The sequence below is a fragment of the Bradyrhizobium sp. CCBAU 21365 genome (assembly GCF_015291305.1).
Taxonomy (GTDB): domain Bacteria; phylum Pseudomonadota; class Alphaproteobacteria; order Rhizobiales; family Xanthobacteraceae; genus Bradyrhizobium; species Bradyrhizobium elkanii.
The window spans coordinates 612,670-632,974 of record NZ_CP030036.1; the positions used below are offsets into that span (position 1 = coordinate 612,670).

The following is a 20,305-nucleotide window of genomic DNA, read 5'->3' on the forward strand; positions in this document are numbered from 1 at the left end:
GCAGAGGAAATCGCGCGGCTCAGGCGGGATATTCTGGATTTTCATCGCCATCGTGACCGCTCCTGAACCACCCCCTCAGATCTTGACGCCGCGCATGCGATGATCCCTGGCGAGCGCCCCGCGCGCCTGGTGCCCGAGCGGATCTGTCGAGCACTGAAGCACTGTTCAGCTATCTCAAGGGCGGCGGCTCGGCTTGCAGTTGCGATTTGGTCATGGTCGTGAAGAAGAAGTACTGGTACGTCGTCGTCAACTTGACCCAGGTGCCCATGCCGATGCCGGGATTATTTACAAACACTCCATCTACGTAGAGGTACGGAGCTGAGGTGTTTCTCCACCAGTCAGCTCCAAAGTTTGCGATCAGATTTGCACTTGCATCATCGGTGCGTAGCTGTGCCAGCGAGAACACCCCGTCGACTGTTCCGGGAGCATACGATCCTCTCGGCTCAATCCAGAAATGATTATTATAGCCGGATGCTGGCGAGTCCATTCTTACGCTTCCGTCAGACTCTACAACGAGACTCATTTCCGAAGAGGAGTTGTTGGAGAAGTCTGCCACGAAACGCCGGCCACCGATGGAATTCGTGGCTTGATCTTGTACAAGTTGCCAACCGCCACTCGTCAAGTGCACATAGACGCGATAGTCCTTCAAATAGACGTTGGCGGCAACGTTCGAAACGCCGACTTGCGGATATATCTGTCCCCAACCCGTCAGTGAAGAGAAGTCGGAAGGAGAAACAACGTTCCCGGTGGCGGCGCGGCCACCTGCATACCACGAGAAATAGGTCCTGACTCCGTATGGATATATTCCGTTGTCATATCCGGAAGTTTGCGAAACCACACAATCGATCGACAAGGACGTGCAGATGGGTTTGAGCGCCGGAGACTTGCGTAGTTGCACCTGCAGCACTGGATTGCGATGACACATTTCCCGCTGCGTCATGTGCGATGCAGATTCGATCTCTAACAGGAGATTGCGGTTGTCGCTGCATCGTCCGTACTGGGATGGAGGGGCTATCGTCGCGGCGCTCGCCAATGAGACGAGGGCGCCGAGTAACATGAGAGCCGTGAGCGGAATGGCAAGATGCTCGTTCATGGGAGGTGCTCATAACCAATATCGGCCGATGATGCCAACAGCGGCCATGTTGCTGTTCAGATAGTTTCTCGGCTCGCCGATGCTTCAATCCGCGAACCAGCAGTCATCGAGATGTGCGAGTAGCGCGATCCTGGCTCACGTTCGGTGACGGCTTCAGGTTGAGCCAGCACCACAAACATGCTGACGATCAAGTGCGAAAACGCCACCGTTTCCCTGTCGAAGCTCGCATCGAACGATGCGACCAGCGTCACGCCGGCAAACATCGCAAGCCACAAGTGCAGAATTCCAATTTCTGCTGACCGCTTTCCATATAAAGAAACGAGCCGCCGCCGGTCCGACATCGCGGCCAGCGGAAGGCTGAACCAAAACACGGCAAAGGTGATCAGGCCGACCACGCCCGACTCGAAGAATATTTCCACGAACTGACTATGCGCCAAAAGAAGAAACGGGCTATAGAACCCCACTTGACCGGGGCCATATCCGGTCCACGCTCGTTCCAATCCAAGTGTGGACAGATAGTACCAGTGGTGAATGCGCCAATGGACCGAGGTCGGCGCGGTGCGCCAGTCCCACACCGCATATTCGCCGTTCATGATGTATTCCGGAACGGTGCTCAGGTCCGAGAACAACTCTCCAAATGGAGATGCCCACATGAGGATCGCGAATGCTGCCGCGAACACCGGAAGGAGAGCAGGCCGCTGGACAAAAAAGTATACGCTGAGGGTCACTCCGAGCAGCGCGACACCGGTCCTTGAAGCGGAAAGGACCAGGGCAACAACAAACAGGGAGTACGCCGCGAGGTGAAGGTGCTGAATGGGAAGCCGCATTTTCCGGCGCGACAGCTCGCAAACGAAAAAGGTCAGCACGATCTCCAGGCTGTAGGGTACGGGGTGCGAAGAAAGACCCGCCACCCGCTTAAACTTGTCGTATTGGGTGACAAGCTCTGCATGACCGGTCAGGTATTGACCTAGTCCGACGGCGGAAATGATGAACAGCAGCGACATATAAACGCGATGGACGTTGAGGCAAAAACTTGGATGTCGATAAAGGGACGAAAGCAATGCCACGAACATGATCAGTTGCAGATACCTGAAGATCTCGTACCAGGCGGAATATTGGTCGATTATCTTGCCGGCTCCAGCGCTGACGGTAAGTGACAGTCCGCAAGCGGCAATAAAGATGGACAAGCAGATCAACAGTGTGAAAACTCGTCTGTGTATCCTGACGTCCCGCATGTGCCAGATCGCCACAGCACCGATCCCGAGGACGGTGATCGATAGGATCATGGAAAAACTCGTCCCGGACAGACGGTCGAGCCCGTTGGAGATCGATCGAAAGAACGTATAGATAAGAAAATACAGCAGGAGTGTATTCATCTTGAGCGTCGCTTTGATTCGATCGGCTTGAGGCAATACCTCAACTGCGGGACGGGCACGGCGCGTTGGCCGGCACGCCGCGTGCGCAGCTCGCTAGGCGGTGCTGGGCGGCGCGGTCCGGGACCGCGCATGGGGACCGCCTCGACGAGGCTCGATTGCCCTGCGATAGCATCCGAGAGTGCGCTCTGCGATAGAGCGCCAGTCTTCCCGTTCAGCCAACCAGTTGCGTGTCTTCTCGCGGAGTTCCAGCGGCCACGGACTGCGTGCAAACGATGCCAGGCGATCCGCGAGCGCTGATACATCTCCCACATGAAAATAGTGCGCGTCATTCAATCCGATCTCCAGGTGAGCAGGAATGTCACTGGCCACCACCGGCAAACCGAAGCTCAGGGCTTCCAGCAGCGCGATCGGCAAACCTTCGTGCGAGGATGGCAAAACGAAAATGCCCGCGTGGGCGTATAGCTCCCGCAATGCGAGGCCGCACTGGAAGCCCGCCATGATCACCCCGGCGGTCGCCCCGGCGCGCGCCGCAAGCATTTCGGTATAGGCGTCTGGATGCTCGGAGGCGCCCACGAACACGAGCTTCCATCCGGTGAGCCTGGCATCGGCAAAGGCCTGAATCAGGTCGGTGTGCCGCTTCTCCGGCACCAGCCGGCCTACCATCAACACATATCGTCCGGGCGTCAGCCCAAGCTTCTCCAGCACCGAAGTGCTTTTCGGCACGTCAGGCAAGGTGACGCCGTTTGGAATGAGGTCCGAATTCAGGCCGTACTTATCCCGCACCAGCTTTCGGATGGTCTGGGAGATGACGATGCGGCCGTCGGAGAATCGCATTCCCCAGGCCTCGCCGGCGCGCAGGGCCATCCTGGCCAATCGGCCCCACTTCTCCCGTTCGTAATCCGGGCCGTGGTGCGTCACGACAACATGCAGTCCCAGCAAGCGCGCGAGTGGCGCCATCAGGGCCGGTCCGATGGCCTGGATGTGCAACACGTCCGGCCGCTGCCATGCAGCGACAAGCACTCCGAGGAACGAATGGACGATTGTCTCGAGACCCGAGGTCTTCGGGCACCATACCCGATGGTAACGTACACCGTGCCACTCGTCGCCGCGATCAGGCGGCATATACGAGGAGCGAACGATCACCTCGACATCGCAGCCCAGTTCCTTGAGATGAGGGCACAGATGCTCTGCGTGAACTTCCACTCCTCCCTGTACATTGGGAAATCCACGCAAGCCAAGCATGATCACCCGCAGTACCAGATGATCCGCACTCACTGCACCCTCCCGTCAAATTAGTTGTTCATGAATTCCTTGAGCGGATATCGCGCGTCGACCGTTTCTCTCCCGCGCACCAATCGTGCCTTTTGCTTTTCGTTGAGGAATGACGTTCGTTGGACACGCGGAGTAGGCGCGACGTTGGAATAATCAATGTATTGATCGAAGCAGATCGCCCGACCGAGCTCGACCTTCAGCTTGTTCTTCAGCACCCAGATGAGCGGTCCCATCTTCGGTGCCTGCGGAACCAGCGTTGAACGCATTGCCGTGCGCGCGGTCGTCACCATCCAGCAGTTTTGTTGGCAAGCGTGAACCTTGGCGACGGAGTTCTTGGCCGCGTCGCTGGCCATGATCTCGCTCCAGGACTGGCGCGCCAAATTGCCCAGCGGCAGGTCTGAGCGCACATTGCAGGCCCACACATCGGACCAGGGGTCGATGAATGCGAAATCGGTGCCCGCGCTGCAGCGTATCAACCGCGGGTGGCCGAGGATCTTTTCAATCAAGCCCAGATTCAGGTAGGCGCGAAACCAGTTCTTCGGCTTGTTGCTCTTGAGCATCGCAGTGATAAGCCCTTCCACTTGGCGGGCCACCGCGACGCGCTCGTAGAAATAATTGTCGTTCTTGTAGAACTGCCACGCGTTGTGCAGCGTCGAGGTCGCAAGTTCGAACCCCATCGAACGCGCCAGTTCATAGGTTCGAACGAGCTGAGCCACATTCTCGTCCTGGATGACGAAGGCGAATCCCAGGTCTTGCCCGCCGGCCTCCTGCAGCATGCGAAGCCCGGCTACCTTCGTGGCATAGCCGTCCTTCTCGCCGCGGATGCAGTCGCTGGTGGTCGCGTCACCCTCGAGGCTGAAACGAACCTTGATCTTCGGGTGCTTCTTGATGATGGGGAGGAGACGTTCGGGATGCAGGCCGTTCGAGCTGATCTCTATGATTCGGGCCTTGGGGTGGAGCAGGTCCACCATCTCGGCGAGATCCTTCCGCAGAGTCGGTTCTCCGCCGGAGATATTGAGATTATCAAACCCCGCAGGAAGCTTCGCCAGGGTCTCGAGCGTGACCTCTTCCTTTGGATCAGTCGGATTTTTCCAGATGTAACACATCTGGCATCTCGAGTTGCAACGAAACGTGGAGATGATGGTGAGGTCCATTTGCAATCCTCAATGCGATGAATGCCGCTCGCTCACCAGTGACCGGTAGACGGCCATCAGCTCGGTGTTATGCTTCTCGAGAGAGAAGTCCGCTTCGACGCGGCTTCTTCCTGCCGCTCCCATGCCTGCACGGCGTGCGGCGTCGCTCATCAGGCAATCGAGGTGACGTCGAAGCTCGTCCGTATTGCCGGGCTCAAACAAAAGCCCCGTCACGCGATCGTCCACGAGCTCCGGAATGCCGCCGACGCGGGTCGCTATGACCGCCTTGCCATAGGCCATCGCTTCCAGCACCGACATCGGGCAGTTCTCGCACCACTCCGAAGGCACAACCACCACGGAAGCCTCGGCGATCGTCTCGTTTAAAGTTTCGCCGGATAGCTGGCCCGCGAAACGCACGTTCCGGGTGAACTGCGCCTTCAAATTATCTGCCAGCGGGCCGGAGCCTGCGATGACGAGAGGCCACCGGCAGTCCGCCGCTTCGTGGGCGCGCAACAGCGTCTCGGCACCTTTTCCCGGCGCGAGCCGGCCGCAATAAAGCACGTATCCCTTGTCCCGATCGCTCGCCGAAATGCCGGTGACATCCACGCCATTGTAGAGCACCTGTACCCGGTCCGCTGCGAACCGAGGCAACACCGACTCCCGCATGAACTGGCTCGGCGCGAGGAAGCGATCGACCTTCTCGTAGCTGCCAAACCAGCGCTGAATGACCGCTTCCATGTAAAGCGTGGCGCTCTGTGCGATCGAGCCGTCAGCGCAGCGGTGCATCAGCACGTGATGGAAATCGCCGGCGAGACACGATGAACACAATTGGTCCTCTCGCATGCGGGTGTGCACCGGGCACACCGGTTTCGAATCGTGCAGTGTCAGCACGACCGGAATCCCGCGCGACTTGGCGACGCCGACAATCGACGGGGTCAGCTGGTGATAGATGTTGTGGCAATGCATCAAGTCCGGTCGAGTCTCCTCGATCAGGGATGCGAGTTTGCTGACGGCTTCGCGCGAGTGAATCAGTGCGAGCGCGCTCTTGATCTTGGCGAGATGGCCCCCGGTCCGGTATTCCTGGCGAGACACGAAGTGATTTGCGTAGCGGGATTCGATGTTCCGCTCGTGCTGCATCGCGAAGTCAATGACGTCTGCCCCGCTGCTCGTCAGGAACATTCTTTCCTGAAGCAGCACTGCCTCTGCGCCACCGTTGTTGAACAGAAACTTGTTGGCGAGCAGTACTTTCATTAAGGCCCTCGACACGCACATCACAAAGGCCGGCATCACCAGTGGCCGGTGCACTCTGTGTTCGACGAAAAGCTACCGTGAAAGCGGTTCGATGCAGGCGGCGCATTCAGAGTGGCGGCGATGAAATCTGGGGTACCCAGTAGTGAGTACCGGCGCCGTAGTTGCCAGAGCGCCGCGGTTTGTCGATAAATGGAGGGCTGTTTCCCATCGGAAACATTGCTGCGTTCACGACGGTGATTTGAGGATGAGCATCTGCAGATCGCGCGCGCAATCAAATGAGCACCGAAGCCGCCTGGTCGGCTTGCGCGCAATCAGCCTGTCCGGCGGTGGCTTCGCGTGAAGCGACTTCTCAGCCGAACCATATTCCACGCGGCTAGCTGGGCGGGATTTGCGCCTGCCTTGCGCAGGGCATTTGCCGGCAGGGCCGCCATCCTGATGTTCCATGAGATTCAGCAGGACTGGCGCTCGGAGCTGAAGACCGGCGCACCGCCTGACTTCCTTGAGTACTGTCTGAAGTGGCTGCGCCAGCAAGGATGGGAGATTGTCAGTCTCGATGCATGTCTCGAGCGGCTGGCGGCGGATCCTGAGCCCCGCCGCTATGCGGTGCTTACCTTCGACGACGGCTACAAGGATAACGTCACGACTGCATTGCCAATCCTTGAGCGAAATAGCGCGCCCTTTACCGTATATGTTCCAACGGGTGCGGTTAAGCGGACGATGCAGCCGTGGTGGCTGGGCTTGCGCGACCTGTTCCGCTCGAGAGACAGTCTTGCGATCGACGCAATGAACCTGCGATTCAGCTGTCGCGATTTTGACGAGAAAGCATCGGCCCTGGAGAAGGTGAGCAACTGGGTCCACGAAGACTACCAACGAGTCGAAATGCTCGCCCCTACGTTCAGCAAGGCTGATCTGTCGCTGGAGGCCTTGAACGACACCTATTTCATCAATGAGCGCGAGCTTCAGGTCCTGGCACGACACCCCCTGGCTTCGATTGGCGGACACACGGAATCACATCCAGCACTCGCGTACCTGAATGCAGCTTCAGCGCGCGCCGAAATGGTGGATAACCGCGCCTATCTGGAGGGACTGCTTCAGCGTCCGGTTCGGCACGTTGCTTTTCCTTACGGCAACTCCAGGGCATGCGGTTCTCGAGAACAACATCTCGCGGCGGAGGTCGGTTTTTCGACTGCAGTCACAACTCGGCATGGACACATATCGGATCGCAAGCCGCATCTTTTTGGGCTTCCCCGCATCGCGGTCGGAGGTCCATCCGACGGGAGAATTCCGTTCGAAGGGCGAATGAATGGCGTCCAGTCGGCGGTCCAGATGCTGTTCGGTCGCGGCAATTGATATCGTGCATTCTGATTGCGTCGAAGAGCCGAGTGCGCGCGAATTCTGGCTCCGGCACGAGAAGCGGGTTGAGCAACCGGCGATCTCGTGCGCCAGGATCGGCCTCCGACAGCGCGACCCGATCATGCCTGACTGGCGATTCCTGAAATCCAGCGGTGGAAGCCGGATCCGGGCGGGCAAGTTGCGAAATTGTAGCCGATTTTGGGGTTCACCTTCAGGCGATCCAGTGTGGCGAGGTCATCGACCTTCGTGACCGACCCGTCCGCAGCAAGAGCAAACACTGGAAGTCCGAGTGCCTCGAACACATACCTCGTGGTCGCGTGGCTGCGATCCTGGCCATGATCTTCGTAGATGATCAGCGTGTCGCGCTTCAGAACCTGCCGAGCACCCTTCAGGGCCGCAACCTCCTGACCTTCGACGTCGAGCTTGACGACGAGCCGGTCGCTGTCGGTCAGCTGCTGGTCCCTCGCCAGCGCATCGATCGTTATCGACATGACGGGTTCGGTGTGCGACGGACGGCTGCTCTGCGACGTTACGATGTGCCGGGCCGAATGAGGTCCGTCGTCGGAGAAGAACAGGCTGCGCCCGTCGTACTCGAACAATGCCCTTCGGCAGATCTCGAAGCGCTGATCATTCGCGTCGCGGTTCTGCTCGAGAATTGCAAGCGTCTCCCGTGAAGCCTCGACGGCAATCGCGCGCTTGCGACCCAGCATTTCCGACGTGACGAGAACCGACCAGTATCCGATGTTCGCACCGCAATCGAAGAACGTATAGTCGATATCCTTCAGCCGCAGCAGAAGCGTCGCTATGTCCGGCTCGTAGGTCATGCCGGGCTGGCCGATGAAGAACGCATTCCAGTAGACGTCGTTCAGCTCGAAGTACAAGCGGCTACCGTCGGCGAAATGGACGCATGACAGCTGGGAATGCAGCAGCGGCTTGACCGCCCGCATGGCAAGTCCCATACCGCGCCCGGTACTCCGCGCAACAACGGTGTGCAGAAGCCTCACCAGCCCCATGGAAAGCCGGCTTCCTGACACCTCGTAATCGAATGTAGACCGGCCCATCAGGTACCGCCTCCCGCGCGTAAGTCCGATTGCAGCAGTCGCGTCCTCGGATGACAGCGAACGCATTCAACTATCTCCCCAATTCATGTACGTGTGTCCCGACTGCCGCGAACAGGCTGCAGGTCAAGAATGGTGCCGCTGGCTTCTGGCCGTATCGCCTCGCTATGCGGTTCGGATGTGCCTCGGCTCGTTGTGCGCCTGACCAACGCGCGGAGTGCCGTGGTGGCGGTGATATCGATCCCTTCCGCCGAATAAATGTAGGCCGCAGTCCATACCCTGGTTGCGATGCCCGCGCAGGAGCCGGCAACCGCTGCTCCTATCGTCCCGAAGGTCCAGGTCGCGCCGATCATGGCCAGGATCCCCGCCACCCAGGTGATCACCACGATGTGCATCGCGGCCCGCTGATGGCCCGTCATGTTCAGGGCGATGGGGCCGATCCCGAAATATGTCGACACCAGCATGCCGATTGCCAGGACCATCAGGACGCTGTAGGCGCGGGTGAAAGTCTCTCCGAACGCCATCAGCGCGAGGTCGCCGCCAAGCGCCAACGTCGCAACGCAGCCGAGGACGGCGACAAACGCACCCAATGACGCTCCCGACGTGATGCGCGTGATTTCCGCATGACGATTCTCGTCGAACAGACGTGCGATGAGGGGCGCCGCGGGGATACAGAAGGTCGCCAGGAAGAAATCAAGAAGAAGTGCGATCCGGCTGGCAGCGTAGTAATATCCGGCGGCTTCCGGGCCGACCATGACCGAGATGACGACGAGATCGACCGTGCCGCCCATGATACTGGTGACGCTGGTTACCCAGAACGGTCCCGAAGTGGAAAGGACCTCGCCAAGCCGGTCATTCGATCGCCTCACCGCCATGGTGAAAACCTTACATCCCTCCGCGAGATGCCGTAGGTAAATGTTCTGAGCGGCGATCAGCACGATCAGGATTGCAGTCGCGATCAGCAGAACGTCTTGCGCCGGCAGCGGATGGCCATACGTCGTGAAGAGAACGGCGCCCAGCAATATGATGAGAAACCGCCACAACACATCCTTCGACACGAGTGCGAGATTGACGGAGCCGAGCGTGCGCCCTAGCGAGCTCTGCATTTCGATCAAGGACAACGGCAATATCAGAAGCACGCTCGTAGCATATTGCCAGCTTCCGAATATTCCGTTGCGGCCGTGAGCGGCGACGAACGGAAGGAGGGCGATTACGGTCACCGCAACGCTGCCCAGACATGCCACACGAAGCCGCTTCGCGACGATCGCGCCGATCTCCGGGTAGTTCTTCCGGGCGGCGATGCTTGGTATTTCCCGCAACACGCGAAATTGCTGACCGACGAGGCCGACCGTGGAGGCGACGAGCACGAACGTCATCAATGACATGAGCGCACCGTATTCCTCGATGTTCATCATCCGCGCAAAACTTACGCCGAAGAGAAAGGAGACGACGGCGCCCGAGCATCGGTATGCCAACGCCAGCCATGACTGCCGGAAGACATTGCTGAACATGGTCGCCGGTCCGCCGGGCGCTCGGGTAAAGCTCGTCATTGCTCAAGCCAACGTTGGTGGACGCCACGACGCGCCCAGTAATTGTGATCGAGCTCTTGCCCGGAATTCCCGGTTCGGCGCACCTCGTGGGTGGAGGAGCGGACTGCGCGGAGGCTGAGCGTTCAAAGGTTACTCATTGTCAAATCGGCACATTGTCGCAGGGGCGAATATAACCCTACGGCTGCGGAGAGCGTTCGGCCCTTCTGGATTACCCACTCCGGCGGCCGCACGAGGAAGATGCTGCCTTCATCGCGATGAAGGTGGTTCGTCGACGAGCACTGTTCGACGGTGATGTACGGGGCGCTTCAATCGGGCTCGCGATATCGCGATCGGGAACCAATTCATGCGACTATAAGTCAGGATTGGCCTCCTTGTACGTGTGCTGCTTCTCGACCTTGAACGAACCATCGAAATGGGGCTTGACGCCGCTCGCCTTGAGCCCCTGGACGACTGCAGTTCCTCCGGGTGCGGTGGCTGCAGATCTGCGCGCGGGCGCGCGTTCCCGGTCCGACCTGTCGCGCAGCAATCCTATTCCGATCCCCAGAAGCAGGCCGCCGAGAATCGCTGATCCGAGTATCAAGCGGGCGTTTGGCGAACTGGCGGTGTAGGGGTGAGATACCCCGGTGAGGAGACGAGCCTCGAACACCGGCGCGGATTGCTGCTGCATGGCGTCCATGTAACGCAACATCCGGAGGAAATTGTCATACGTTCTGGTTGCGGCGTCCGCCGTGGCTTCCAGTTCGCGGAGTTCGTCTTGCGCCGTTCCGGTCGATTGCGACGAGGGTGGATTTGCTTCGGCGGAGTTCGCGGGAGCCGCGATGCCATTCCTGGCCCTGTTGTAATCCGCTACGGCCTTTTTGGCAGTCGACGCCTGGTTGCTCAATTCGTTGACACGTTCCTTAACCCATTTCTCGTTTTGCAGACCCCATTTGTATTTCGCGTCCATTTGCGTCGTGATGTAGGTCTCTACGATGGTGTCCAGGACCTGCGCGGCCCGATCGGGGTCGGCTGAGCTGAAGGCGAGATCGACTATGTAGGTGAGACCGGCGCGCTTTACCGAGAGCTTGCGCGCGAACGCTTCCATCGCATCACGCGTGACGACGTCCGTGTCCTGTCTGCTCCAGCCGAGCAGCCGTGATGTCGACCTGCTGAGGTGGTGCAGGGCGCCGCCGGAGAACTCCCGATCCCCCGCCAAGCCGAGCTTCGCGATCGCCGCGCGAGCGACGCTCTCGGACCTCAGGATTGCGACCTGACTGTCGACGGCGGTCGTTGCCGACGCCGTGTCGTTGGAAGAAGCCGTCTTGGCGTCGACGATGAGTTGCGCGGTTGCCGTAAACGTCGGAACTGCGACAACGAGATAGAGCAAGCCGGCGCCAAACATCAAAAGACACGTCAGCAGGATGATCGAGAGGCGGCGGCGCAAGAAGGCGAGACCCTCCGCCACGAATTCGGCCGGCGAACCGAATTCAGGCGGCATCGTGTCCTGAGGTGCCGAATTGTCAGTTCTGTGAGTTTGCAGCATTGTCTCGAACCTGCAGTTACTGGTGGCCTACCGAAGCCTCCGCCGATCAAACGGGAACGGGATCGATTGCAATGCCCTTGCGGTCTTGCTGCACGGAGTGCACGCAGCAATCGACATCGCGTTAAAAGGCATTCCAATAGACCTTTCTGGAGAAGAGGGTCATGACGATGATCTTGAGATCGAGAAGGAACGACCAATTGTCGATGTAATAAAGGTCGTGCTCGACACGCCGTTGCATCTTCTCCAAGGTGTCGGTTTCGCCGCGATAGCCGTTGACCTGTGCCCAACCGGTAATGCCGGGCTTGACGTTGTGGCGGCGGGAGAATGACGAAATCAGCCGGGCGAAGCTCTCGTTCTGCGAGGTCGCGTGCGGACGAGGCCCGACGAGTGACATATCGCCGACCAGCACGTTGAAGAGCTGTGGAAGCTCATCGATATTGGTGTGGCGCATGAAGCGTCCCAACCGGGTCACGCGTGGATCGTGCCTGGTCACCTGCTTGAAATTGTCGCCCTCCTCCGTCACGGTCATCGATCTGAATTTCAGCACGCGAATAGTCTCGTTGTTGTAGCCGTGCCGGGTCTGACGAAATAGCACCGGCCCGGGGGAATCGAGCTTGATTGCGAGTGGAAGGATGACGAAGAGGGGACTGATTATGACAAGTCCGACAATCGCGGCCGCGATGTCGAAGGCTCGTTTGACTGCCCGGTGGAACGTCGTCAGGGGAGATTGGAAGATGCGCATCGTCACCATGTTGCCGAACTGCGTGATGCGCGACACGGCCATGAGGTCGATTGCACCGACCGGGACGACGTGAACGTCAACCGGGAGCTCCGACAGGGCGCCGGCGAGCGCGAGGGCAGCCGGAACATCCGACTCCGAAGTCAGAATGACGATGTCATCCGCTCGCAGGGGCCGGCACTCTGCGATCAGTTCGCGGACATGGGAGAGCACTTCGACCGCCTTGGAGTGCCCTGGCGCTGAAGAGCCGGTGCGAAAGGTCGGCAAATCGAACGAACGAATGGTCCGGATTCCGGTGGCGCTTACTCGTCCGGAAAAATTCAAGCAGTGGCTCGGTTCACCTATGAGGATGACGCGCCTGGCGTCGATCAGTCCGGATGCGATGGCAGGTTGCAGCAACGAGAAGCATATCGCCCGCGCGAAGAGCACCATGACGATGACGCTGGCTGCCTGGGCCATCACGGTCGCGCGCGAGTAGCCGTCCGAGATCTTGAGAAGAAATATCGTTGAGATGAAGAAGGAGAATACGAAGAAGACGGCGCTGACGCCACTCCACAGGAAGGTGTGCCGGGGCTGCGTCTGGATCCGCGAATACTGCCGCAGCCCAACGGATACGAGCAGCTGCAACGTGGCAATCAGAAGGGATTCCAGGATGTATTTGGGAGTGTCCGGATAGTCGAGCTGAAGGACCAGTCGATAATAGAGGACGGCAGCGGCAAAAGCCCCAACAGCTACGAGGAGGAACTCGGCGCCTGCCGCCAATACCAGCAAGGCGGCCAATCGATTCTTGCCAACGTCAGCCGCAATTGCCTTGCGGTCAGGGACCGAATGCGCCGAACGCTCGGTAGGAGCCGGCGAATTGGTGAAAAACGCATAACTCACCGGTTACTCCCAAGCAGTCCGTCAAGCAATCCGTCCCCCTGACAAAAACAATAGCATTCGGGTCAGGAGGCGGATTGGCAATAAATGGGTAGCCGGGAGTAACTACGATGGTCAGTTGAGCCGAGGCGCTGCGGGTTTAGATTGTCGATCAATCAGTGAGACCGAGCCATCGAGCACGCCATGCCGAATGCCAAGCTGCGTAATTTCTTCCATCTTGACAACCGTCACGGTCAACCAGGCCGTTGCGTCAGATGGGGTCTGGTGGCTGTTGGCCTGACGATTTCCGCTCAGGCGAAAGCCGAATATCGCGTGAGCGTCGGAGATGTTCTGGAGGTCGCGGTGGCCGGCGTGCCGGAGCTGCGGCAGCGCGCTCCGGTCCAGGTCGATGGCAATATCTCGTTGCCGCTGGTCGGGATGGTCCCGGTCGCCGGCCTGCCGTTGCAGGAGATTCGGGCCAAGGTCGGAGCCGCACTGACGAGCAAGGTCTTTCGACAGCGGACCGTGGACGGCCGCGAGGTCGTGGTCGTGATCGATGCAGATCAGGTCACGGCGATCGTGGCCGAGTACAGGCCTGTTTACGTCAACGGGGACGTGTCGAAGCCGGGCGAGTACCCTTATCGTCCGGCGAGCACCGCGCGCCAGCTCATCGCCATGGCGGGTGGCTACGACATCATGCATATCAGGATGAATAACCCGTACCTCGAGTCGGCCGACCTGAGAAGCGAGTATGGATCGCTCTGGACGGAGCTCGCCAAGGAACAGGCGCGTATGTGGCGCATCAAGAGCGAACTCGGGGAAGGGACGCAGATCAATCCAAGCGCTTCTCTTGCCGACGTGCCGATAGCCCGGTCGGCGGTTTCGGAAATCGTCAATGCGGAAGCCGAATATCTGAAGACGAAGCAGAGTGACTATCAGCAGGAAAAGGCGTACTTGCAGCGCAGCGTGCGGCAGGGAGACGACGAGGTCCGCGTGCTGTCGGAGCAGCAGAAGAAAGATGAAGAGGGACTTCAGTCCGACGTCGAGGACCTTCAGAAAGCGACCGACCTGTTCGGCAAGGGATCGTTGATCAGTCCTCGCGTGACGGATGCGCGTCGCGCGGTTCTGCTGTCGGCGACCCGGAGGCTGCAGACATCTGCGCAATTGCTCCAGGTCAAGAAATTGCAGGACGAGTACGCCAGACGGTTGGCAAAGCTCGACGATCAGCGGAAGCTTGATCTGTTCCGTGAGCTGCAAGAGACCAGCTTAAAGCTCAATCAGATTCGCGAGAAACTGCAGAGCGTCGGCGAGAAGCTTCAGTACACTTCGATGGTTCGATCGCAGCTCGCACGAGGCGCCGGCAGCAAGCCGGATATTGCTATCATTAGAAAGAGCGAGAAAGGACCGGAACGGATTGTCGTGAACGAGGACGCCGAGTTGCAGCCGGGCGACACCATCGAGGTCTCGCTGCGATACCAGGATGGTCCCGACGCGTCACCCCGAAAGCTGAGCAGTGCAAACGCCCCGGTCGTGATAGGCCGGACTGAGGTGACTGCTGCAGACTCGCGGCGCGACAGCAGGTGACGAAACCGGAAGCGGTCGGCACAGCAAGCGAGGCGGGAAATTTGCGCTCCTTTCGATCGGATGAAGGGGCCGGTCAGCCCGCATCAGGGGCTACCTGGAATTGGAAGACACGAGCAGCCACGGAGTTTGATGCCGCTCATCCGCATATTTTATGGCCTATCCGACGGTGGCGCCGCTTAGGCAAGGGTAATTCTGCTTGATCTGAACCTTGAATATTTTGTGATCTTGACCGTTCTCGATCCGCTCTTCCGCTTCTCTGCGATCTAGAACTCACAGAAGGGTTGACCTCCTTGTGCGGCTTCGTTGGCATCTTTGGATTTAAGGAATCGATCGAGACGGTGCGCAGCCGGGCGCTGGAGATGGCCAAGACGGTCAGGCACCGCGGGCCGGACTGGAGCGGCATTTACTGCGGCGAGGGCGCAGTGCTCGCGCACGAGCGCCTTTCCATTGTCGACGTGGAGCACGGCGCTCAACCCCTTCTCGACGTGACCGCGGGTCGGGCTTTGGCCGTGAACGGGGAGATCTACAATCATGTCGCTTTGCGCGAGGCACTGAAGCTGCCGCACGCATGGAAAACGAAGTCCGATTGCGAAATTATCCTGTATCTCTACGACGAGTACGGCCCCGCCGTGTGCAATATGCTGAGTGGAATCTTTGCGTTTGCCCTGTCCGATGAGCGCAGTGGCGATTTCTTCGTCGCCCGAGACCACATCGGCATCGTTCCGCTTTACATCGGATGGCGTAGCGACGGCACGACTTACGTCGCGAGCGAAATGAAAGCTCTCGATGGCGTATGCGAGACGATCCGGGAGTTTCCTCCGGGACATCATTACAGCGGCGAGACCGGAAAGTTCGTCAAGTGGTATGATCCGCAGTGGGCGCATACTCTTCCAACGAGGAAGGTGTCCCTGCAGGAGCTCCGAACGTCGCTCGAAGCTGCGGTCAAGCAGCAAATGATGTGCGATGTGCCTTACGGGGTGCTTATTTCCGGTGGGCTCGACTCTTCGCTTATCGCCGCGCTCGCGGCGCGCCACCGCTTCAAGCGGATCGAGTCGGGAGAAACCGAAGAAGCATGGTGGCCGAGACTGCACTCGTTCTCCGTCGGCCTGGAAAACTCACCTGACATGAAGCATGCGCGAGACGTGGCGGCGCACATCGGCACGGTCCATCATGAGATTGTCTTTACCGTGCAGGAAGGGTTGGACGCATTGCCGGACGTGATCCGGCACCTGGAGACCTTTGACGTCACCACCATTCGTGCCGGTACGCCGATGTATCTCATGGCGCGGAAGATCAAATCAATGGGCATCAAAATGGTGTTGTCCGGAGAAGGCGCTGACGAGGTCTTTGGCGGCTATCTCTACTTCCACATGGCGCCATCAGCAGAAGAATTCCATCAGGAGACTGTTCGAAAGATCTTTGCGCTCAGCAAGTATGATTGCTGCCGCGCGAACAAGGCAATGGCGGCCTGGGGGGTCGAAGCCCGCGTGCCCTTCCTGGACAAGGAATTCCTGGACTACGCAATGTCGATAAACCCCGCCGAGAAAATGTGCCCTGGCGAGAAAATCGAGAAGGGCATATTGCGGGAAGCATTTACCGATCTGTTGCCGCAAGCGATCCTGTGGCGTCAGAAGGAGCAGTTTTCCGACGGGGTAGGGTATAGCTGGATTGAGAGCTTGAAACATCAAGCCGAGAATAAAGTCTCGGATCAGATGCTCGCCGCGGCGAGCAAGCGCTTTCCGCAGCAAACGCCGACGTCCAAGGAAGGATATTTCTACAGGACCATCTTTGATAGCATCTTCAACAACCCGACGGCCTGCCTAACTGTGCCCGTCGGTCCTTCGATCGCATGCTCCACGCCGACCGCGTTTCTCTGGTCTCAGCAATTTGCGAGCATGAATGACCCGTCCGGAAGGGCCGTGAAAGGGATCCACGTTCAGGCCATTGATCATGTTCAATCAGTTGGAAACCTCGGCAATTCGAAGGCCCCATCGAGCGAACGGGTCGCAGCGGCGGAGTGAAATCCTCCCTCAAGCGGATCTCGGATGCCACACAGCGTCGGCCGGTGTTCGGCGGCAATGACGCCAACCGGGTTTTGTGGGTGAATCCGGCGCGCCGTAGGCTGCCTCGGTCGCCGCGCCCCCCGGCCGCCCGAAGAGGCGGCACTCAGCCGTCCTGCAACCAATGCCAGAGCGACGTCCTCGACGTCGCATCAGGATCATGACATCGACGCGACCACCTCGAGCATCACCTCCGTCGCGCCGCCGGCGATGGAGAGGACGCGCGCGTCACGCGCTACGCGCTCGATCGCGCTCTCGCGCATGACACCCATGGCGCCGTGGAACTGCACGCACGCATACGCGACCTCGTTGACGAGTTCGCCGCAGATGGCTTTCAACATCGAGGTCTCGCGCAGACAATCGTCGTCGGCCGCCATGCGCCAAGCGGTGGCATAGAGAAACTGACGGCTTGCCTCCAGTCTCGCGGAGAGCATCGCGAGACGTTGACGGATCGCCTGCATGTCCCAAAGGACGCCCCCAAATGCGCGGCGGGTCTTCACGTAGGTGACGGTCATATCGATCGCCGCCTCGGCCATCCCTATCGACATGGCGGCGAGGACAAGGCGCTCGTTCTGCAAGTTGCGCATGATTGAATAGAAGCCTTGTCCCTCCGCACCGAGCACGTTCTCGGCGGGGACGCGGCAACCGTCGAAGACAAGTTCCGCCGTGTCGGAGGAGCGCCAGCCGAGCTTGTCCAGCTCGCGTGCGACGCTGAAGCCTGGCGTCCCCTTCTCGACGAGGAACATCGTGATCCCGTTGGTTCCTGCCGCGGGATCCGTCTTGGCCGCGACGCAGTAGAGATCCGCGTGGACGCCGTTCGTGATGTAGAGCTTCGTGCCGTCGAGCACGTAGGAATCGCCGTCTCGAACCGCGCGCGTGCGGATGGCTTTCACGTCCGAGCCCGCATCCGGCTCCGTGATGGCGACCGCGGTGATCGCCTCGCCGCTGACAATGCCCGGCATCCAGCGGGCCCGCTGGGCTTTGGTCCCGTCGTGAAAGACATACAAGGAAGCCATGTCGGCATGGACGAGCATCGCGTCGGCGACGCCGCCATAGGTCGAGCGCCCGAGCTCCTCGGCGAAGACCGTTGACGCGACGGAGTCCATTTCGGCGCCACCATACTCGGCCGGGTAGCGGATGCCGAAAAAACCGAGTTCGCCCATGCGGCGCAGGATCGAACGGGGAATGAACCCGTTCTCTTCCCATTGATCCGCGCAGGGCTTGATTTCCTCCTTGACGAACCGGCGGACCTGGTCCCGTAACAGCTCATACTCCGCCGCCATCCAGGGCAGCTCCGGCTCTCGCGCCGACATCCAGGCTTTGTCCATCGTCTTCATCCGATCTGCTATGAGCTGACTCAAAGGCTCCTGTCCCGATGCCTAGGACCGGGCGGAGACCCTCCGGCTAGAGTTCGACCTCCTCTCTCGGTCCCTCCGAGAGGGAAGGGGTATTGGAATCGGCCACCCAGCGCATTCCGTCGATGACTTCCGCCAGTTCGGCCAGTGTCGGGCGCTCAAAGAGGTTGCGAAGCTGCACGTCGACGCCGAAGATCTTTCGCATGCGCGACACCGCCCGCACCACCAGGAGCGACTCCCCGCCCAGGTCGAAGAAGTTGTCGTGGCGTCCGACCGACTCGAGTTTCAGGAGTTGGCACCATAGCGCGGCCAGCGTCTTCTCGGTCTCGGTGGAGGGAGCGGCGAAGACTTGCGCCGGCTGGATGTTTTCCGCTGTCGGCTCGGGAAGCGACGAGCGGTCGATCTTGCCGTTGGACGTAAGCGGCATCCGCTCGAGGTGAACGTAGTGCGTCGGAATCATGGACTCCAGGAGTTCTTCGGCGAGGTGCGCGCGCAGGTCCGCCACGGTCGGAGGTTTCGACGAGACATAGTAGGCCACAAGCCGTGCGATGCTGTCTTCGGTCGTCGACGGTTCGAGATGGCCGTTTTGGGCCGCTTTCCGTGTCGCTGCTTTCGTCATCGAGGTGGTGACGGCGACGACGGCGCATTCCTGAACGTCCGGGTGCTTGAGCAGCCGTGCTTCGATCTCACCCAGCTCGATACGGGTGCCACCGACCTTCACCTGATGATCGGCGCGACCGAGAAATTCCAGGCGTCCTTCCGAGTTCCAGCGGGCGAGATCGCCCGTCTTGTAGAGCCGCAGCTTCGAGCGCCCATCTCGGGGATCGGCGACCGTGCGGAAGCGTTCGTCGGTCAGATCAGGGCGATTGAAATAACCTCTCGCGAGACCGTCGCCGGCAATGAACATCTCACCGATGATCCCGGGGCCGGTGGGCTGATATTCCTTGCTGAGGACGTAAATTCCCGCATTCGCGGCCGGAACGCCGATCGGCACCGATGCGGATTGATCCCGCTCGGTGTCGAACCGGTGAATCATGCAGCCCACCGTGGCTTCGGTTGGTCCATACTCGTTGTAGATCTCGATAGGATGGGGAATAGCGTTGGTGATATCGCGAGCCAGCGCGGCCTTGAAGTCCTCACCGCCCACAATGAACTTGCGCAGTCTTGTGGTCTCGAGATCTCGGTCGCGGATCATCGCGAGATGCGCCGGCGTCAGCTTGATGATGTCAACTGCATTGTCGTCGATCACCTTGAGTACGACCATGCTCTGCACTCCGGGATCACCAAGATAGACCACGATGCGGCCGCCGGTGATGAGGGGCGTAAAGAGCGTTGTGACGGTCAGGTCAAATGCGAGGGATGAGAAAAGCGGCCATGCGAGACTTTCGCCTGAACTGTACACCCGGGCGGCCCACCAGATGTAGTTCACCAGGCTCCGGTGCTCGATCTCGACGCCCTTGGGCGTGCCGGTCGAGCCGGAGGTGAAGATGATATAGGCGGCGCCGTCCGGCGTGGCTGCGGACGGCCGGGCCGAGGCCGGCTGATTCAAGATCGAATCCAAATTGGCGTCGAGCACGAAAATGTCAGCAAGGCTCGGGGGAATGCCGGAACGCAGGCGCGACTGAGTGATCGCCACGGGCGCCCGCCCGTCGGTCCCGTTGGAAATGTCCTGCAGGATCGTTGCGATACGCCCCTTCGGCGTTGCCGCATCCACCGGCACATAGGCTGCGCCGGACTTCAGGACACCCAGGATCGCAACGACGACTTCAATGGAGTGCTCCATGAAAACAACGGCAATCCGACCCGGGCCCACGCCGGTCGAGCTCAAATGCGCGGCCATCTGGTTGGAGCGTTCGTCGAGCTGCCGGTAGGTCAGCGTGGCATTGCCACAGCGGATCGCTTCGGCGTCGGGACTGCGCGTCGCCTGGTCGCGAAAGAGATCGATGATCGTCCTGTCCGACGGATAGCGTGCTGCCGTGGCGTTGTAATCGACAACCAGCGCCTGATGATCGGAAGCCTTCAGCAGAGAAAGCGCTACACCCTCCGGCGCGATAGGCAGAACTTCGTTCATGAAATACGCTCCCATCGGGAAAACCAAAAA

General features: G+C 59.7%; 14 protein-coding genes. 3 read left to right on the forward strand and 11 right to left on the reverse strand.

Translation table 11 applies throughout. The features are described from left to right. Positions 1 to 169: 169 nt before the first annotated feature. The 5 genes from XI02_RS02795 to XI02_RS02815 form a co-directional block, all read right to left on the reverse strand. Complete coding sequence (locus tag XI02_RS02795; RefSeq protein ID WP_172645825.1) at positions 170 to 1,093, reverse strand: hypothetical protein; 924 nt, start codon at positions 1,091 to 1,093, stop codon at positions 170 to 172. Between the two features lie 56 nt (positions 1,094 to 1,149). Beyond that, entirely contained in the window at positions 1,150 to 2,469 is a 1,320-nt protein-coding gene (locus tag XI02_RS02800) for an O-antigen ligase (protein WP_172646028.1), read from the reverse strand. Between the two features lie 93 nt (positions 2,470 to 2,562). Then, positions 2,563 to 3,744 (reverse strand): glycosyltransferase family 4 protein, encoded by a 1,182-nt coding sequence (locus tag XI02_RS02805; RefSeq protein ID WP_240536754.1) that lies wholly within the window; start codon positions 3,742 to 3,744, stop codon positions 2,563 to 2,565. Between the two features lie 17 nt (positions 3,745 to 3,761). Next, positions 3,762 to 4,895 (reverse strand): radical SAM protein, encoded by a 1,134-nt coding sequence (locus XI02_RS02810; protein WP_069278694.1) that lies wholly within the window; start codon positions 4,893 to 4,895, stop codon positions 3,762 to 3,764. Positions 4,896 to 4,904: 9 nt separating this feature from the next. Next, positions 4,905 to 6,125 carry a glycosyltransferase family 4 protein gene (locus XI02_RS02815; RefSeq protein WP_016847139.1) on the reverse strand — a complete coding sequence of 407 codons (1,221 nt, stop codon included), beginning with the start codon at positions 6,123 to 6,125 and terminating at the stop codon, positions 4,905 to 4,907. Between the two features lie 336 nt (positions 6,126 to 6,461). On the opposite strand from XI02_RS02815, the gene XI02_RS02820 reads away from it, so the two are divergent. Beyond that, positions 6,462 to 7,475: a polysaccharide deacetylase family protein gene (locus XI02_RS02820; protein ID WP_244980861.1), complete on the forward strand. Its 1,014-nt coding sequence runs from the start codon at positions 6,462 to 6,464 to the stop codon at positions 7,473 to 7,475. 122 nt (positions 7,476 to 7,597) lie between these two features. Here the strand turns inward: XI02_RS02820 and XI02_RS02825 are convergent, their stop codons facing one another. The 4 genes from XI02_RS02825 to XI02_RS02840 all read right to left on the reverse strand — a co-directional run bounded on the left by XI02_RS02825 (position 7,598) and on the right by XI02_RS02840 (position 13,229). Further along, complete coding sequence (locus XI02_RS02825; protein WP_244980860.1) at positions 7,598 to 8,605, reverse strand: FkbM family methyltransferase; 1,008 nt, start codon at positions 8,603 to 8,605, stop codon at positions 7,598 to 7,600. A 17-nt stretch (positions 8,606 to 8,622) separates the two neighbouring features. After that, entirely contained in the window at positions 8,623 to 10,047 is a 1,425-nt protein-coding gene (locus tag XI02_RS02830; protein WP_172646027.1) for an oligosaccharide flippase family protein, read from the reverse strand. A 388-nt stretch (positions 10,048 to 10,435) separates the two neighbouring features. Continuing rightward, a complete protein-coding gene (locus XI02_RS02835) occupies positions 10,436 to 11,563 on the reverse strand; it encodes a Wzz/FepE/Etk N-terminal domain-containing protein (RefSeq protein WP_172646026.1) in 1,128 nt (375 codons plus the stop codon). Positions 11,564 to 11,729: 166 nt separating this feature from the next. Further along, positions 11,730 to 13,229 (reverse strand): undecaprenyl-phosphate glucose phosphotransferase, encoded by a 1,500-nt coding sequence (locus XI02_RS02840; protein ID WP_069278699.1) that lies wholly within the window; start codon positions 13,227 to 13,229, stop codon positions 11,730 to 11,732. Positions 13,230 to 13,409: 180 nt separating this feature from the next. On the opposite strand from XI02_RS02840, the gene XI02_RS02845 reads away from it, so the two are divergent. Together XI02_RS02845 and asnB are read left to right on the forward strand one after the other, a co-directional pair. Continuing rightward, entirely contained in the window at positions 13,410 to 14,789 is a 1,380-nt protein-coding gene (locus tag XI02_RS02845) for a polysaccharide biosynthesis/export family protein (RefSeq protein ID WP_016847146.1), read from the forward strand. 290 nt (positions 14,790 to 15,079) lie between these two features. Continuing rightward, positions 15,080 to 16,810 (forward strand): asparagine synthase B, encoded by a 1,731-nt coding sequence (gene asnB / locus XI02_RS02850; protein WP_244980859.1) that lies wholly within the window; start codon positions 15,080 to 15,082, stop codon positions 16,808 to 16,810. Between the two features lie 197 nt (positions 16,811 to 17,007). On the opposite strand, the gene XI02_RS02855 is transcribed toward asnB, so the two are convergent. After that, entirely contained in the window at positions 17,008 to 18,186 is a 1,179-nt protein-coding gene (locus XI02_RS02855) for an acyl-CoA dehydrogenase family protein (RefSeq protein WP_197971343.1), read from the reverse strand. Positions 18,187 to 18,253: 67 nt separating this feature from the next. After that, entirely contained in the window at positions 18,254 to 20,275 is a 2,022-nt protein-coding gene (locus XI02_RS02860; protein ID WP_244980858.1) for an amino acid adenylation domain-containing protein, read from the reverse strand. Positions 20,276 to 20,305: the final 30 nt, after the last annotated feature.

Excerpts from the sequence above, each read along its gene's own strand:
- XI02_RS02795 (WP_172645825.1), bottom strand. The coding sequence starts at position 1,093 with ATGAACGAGCATCTTGCCATTCCGCTCACGGCTCTCATGTTACTCGGC.
- XI02_RS02800 (WP_172646028.1), bottom strand. The coding sequence starts at position 2,469 with ATGAATACACTCCTGCTGTATTTTCTTATCTATACGTTCTTTCGATCG.
- XI02_RS02810 (WP_069278694.1), bottom strand. The coding sequence starts at position 4,895 with ATGGACCTCACCATCATCTCCACGTTTCGTTGCAACTCGAGATGCCAG.
- XI02_RS02815 (WP_016847139.1), bottom strand. The coding sequence starts at position 6,125 with ATGAAAGTACTGCTCGCCAACAAGTTTCTGTTCAACAACGGTGGCGCA.
- XI02_RS02825 (WP_244980860.1), bottom strand. The coding sequence starts at position 8,605 with ATGCGTTCGCTGTCATCCGAGGACGCGACTGCTGCAATCGGACTTACG.
- XI02_RS02830 (WP_172646027.1), bottom strand. The coding sequence starts at position 10,047 with ATGTTCAGCAATGTCTTCCGGCAGTCATGGCTGGCGTTGGCATACCGA.
- XI02_RS02835 (WP_172646026.1), bottom strand. The coding sequence starts at position 11,563 with ATGCCGCCTGAATTCGGTTCGCCGGCCGAATTCGTGGCGGAGGGTCTC.
- XI02_RS02845 (WP_016847146.1), top strand. The coding sequence starts at position 13,410 with ATGCCGAATGCCAAGCTGCGTAATTTCTTCCATCTTGACAACCGTCAC.
- XI02_RS02855 (WP_197971343.1), bottom strand. The coding sequence starts at position 18,186 with ATGAAGACGATGGACAAAGCCTGGATGTCGGCGCGAGAGCCGGAGCTG.
- XI02_RS02860 (WP_244980858.1), bottom strand. The coding sequence starts at position 20,275 with ATGAACGAAGTTCTGCCTATCGCGCCGGAGGGTGTAGCGCTTTCTCTG.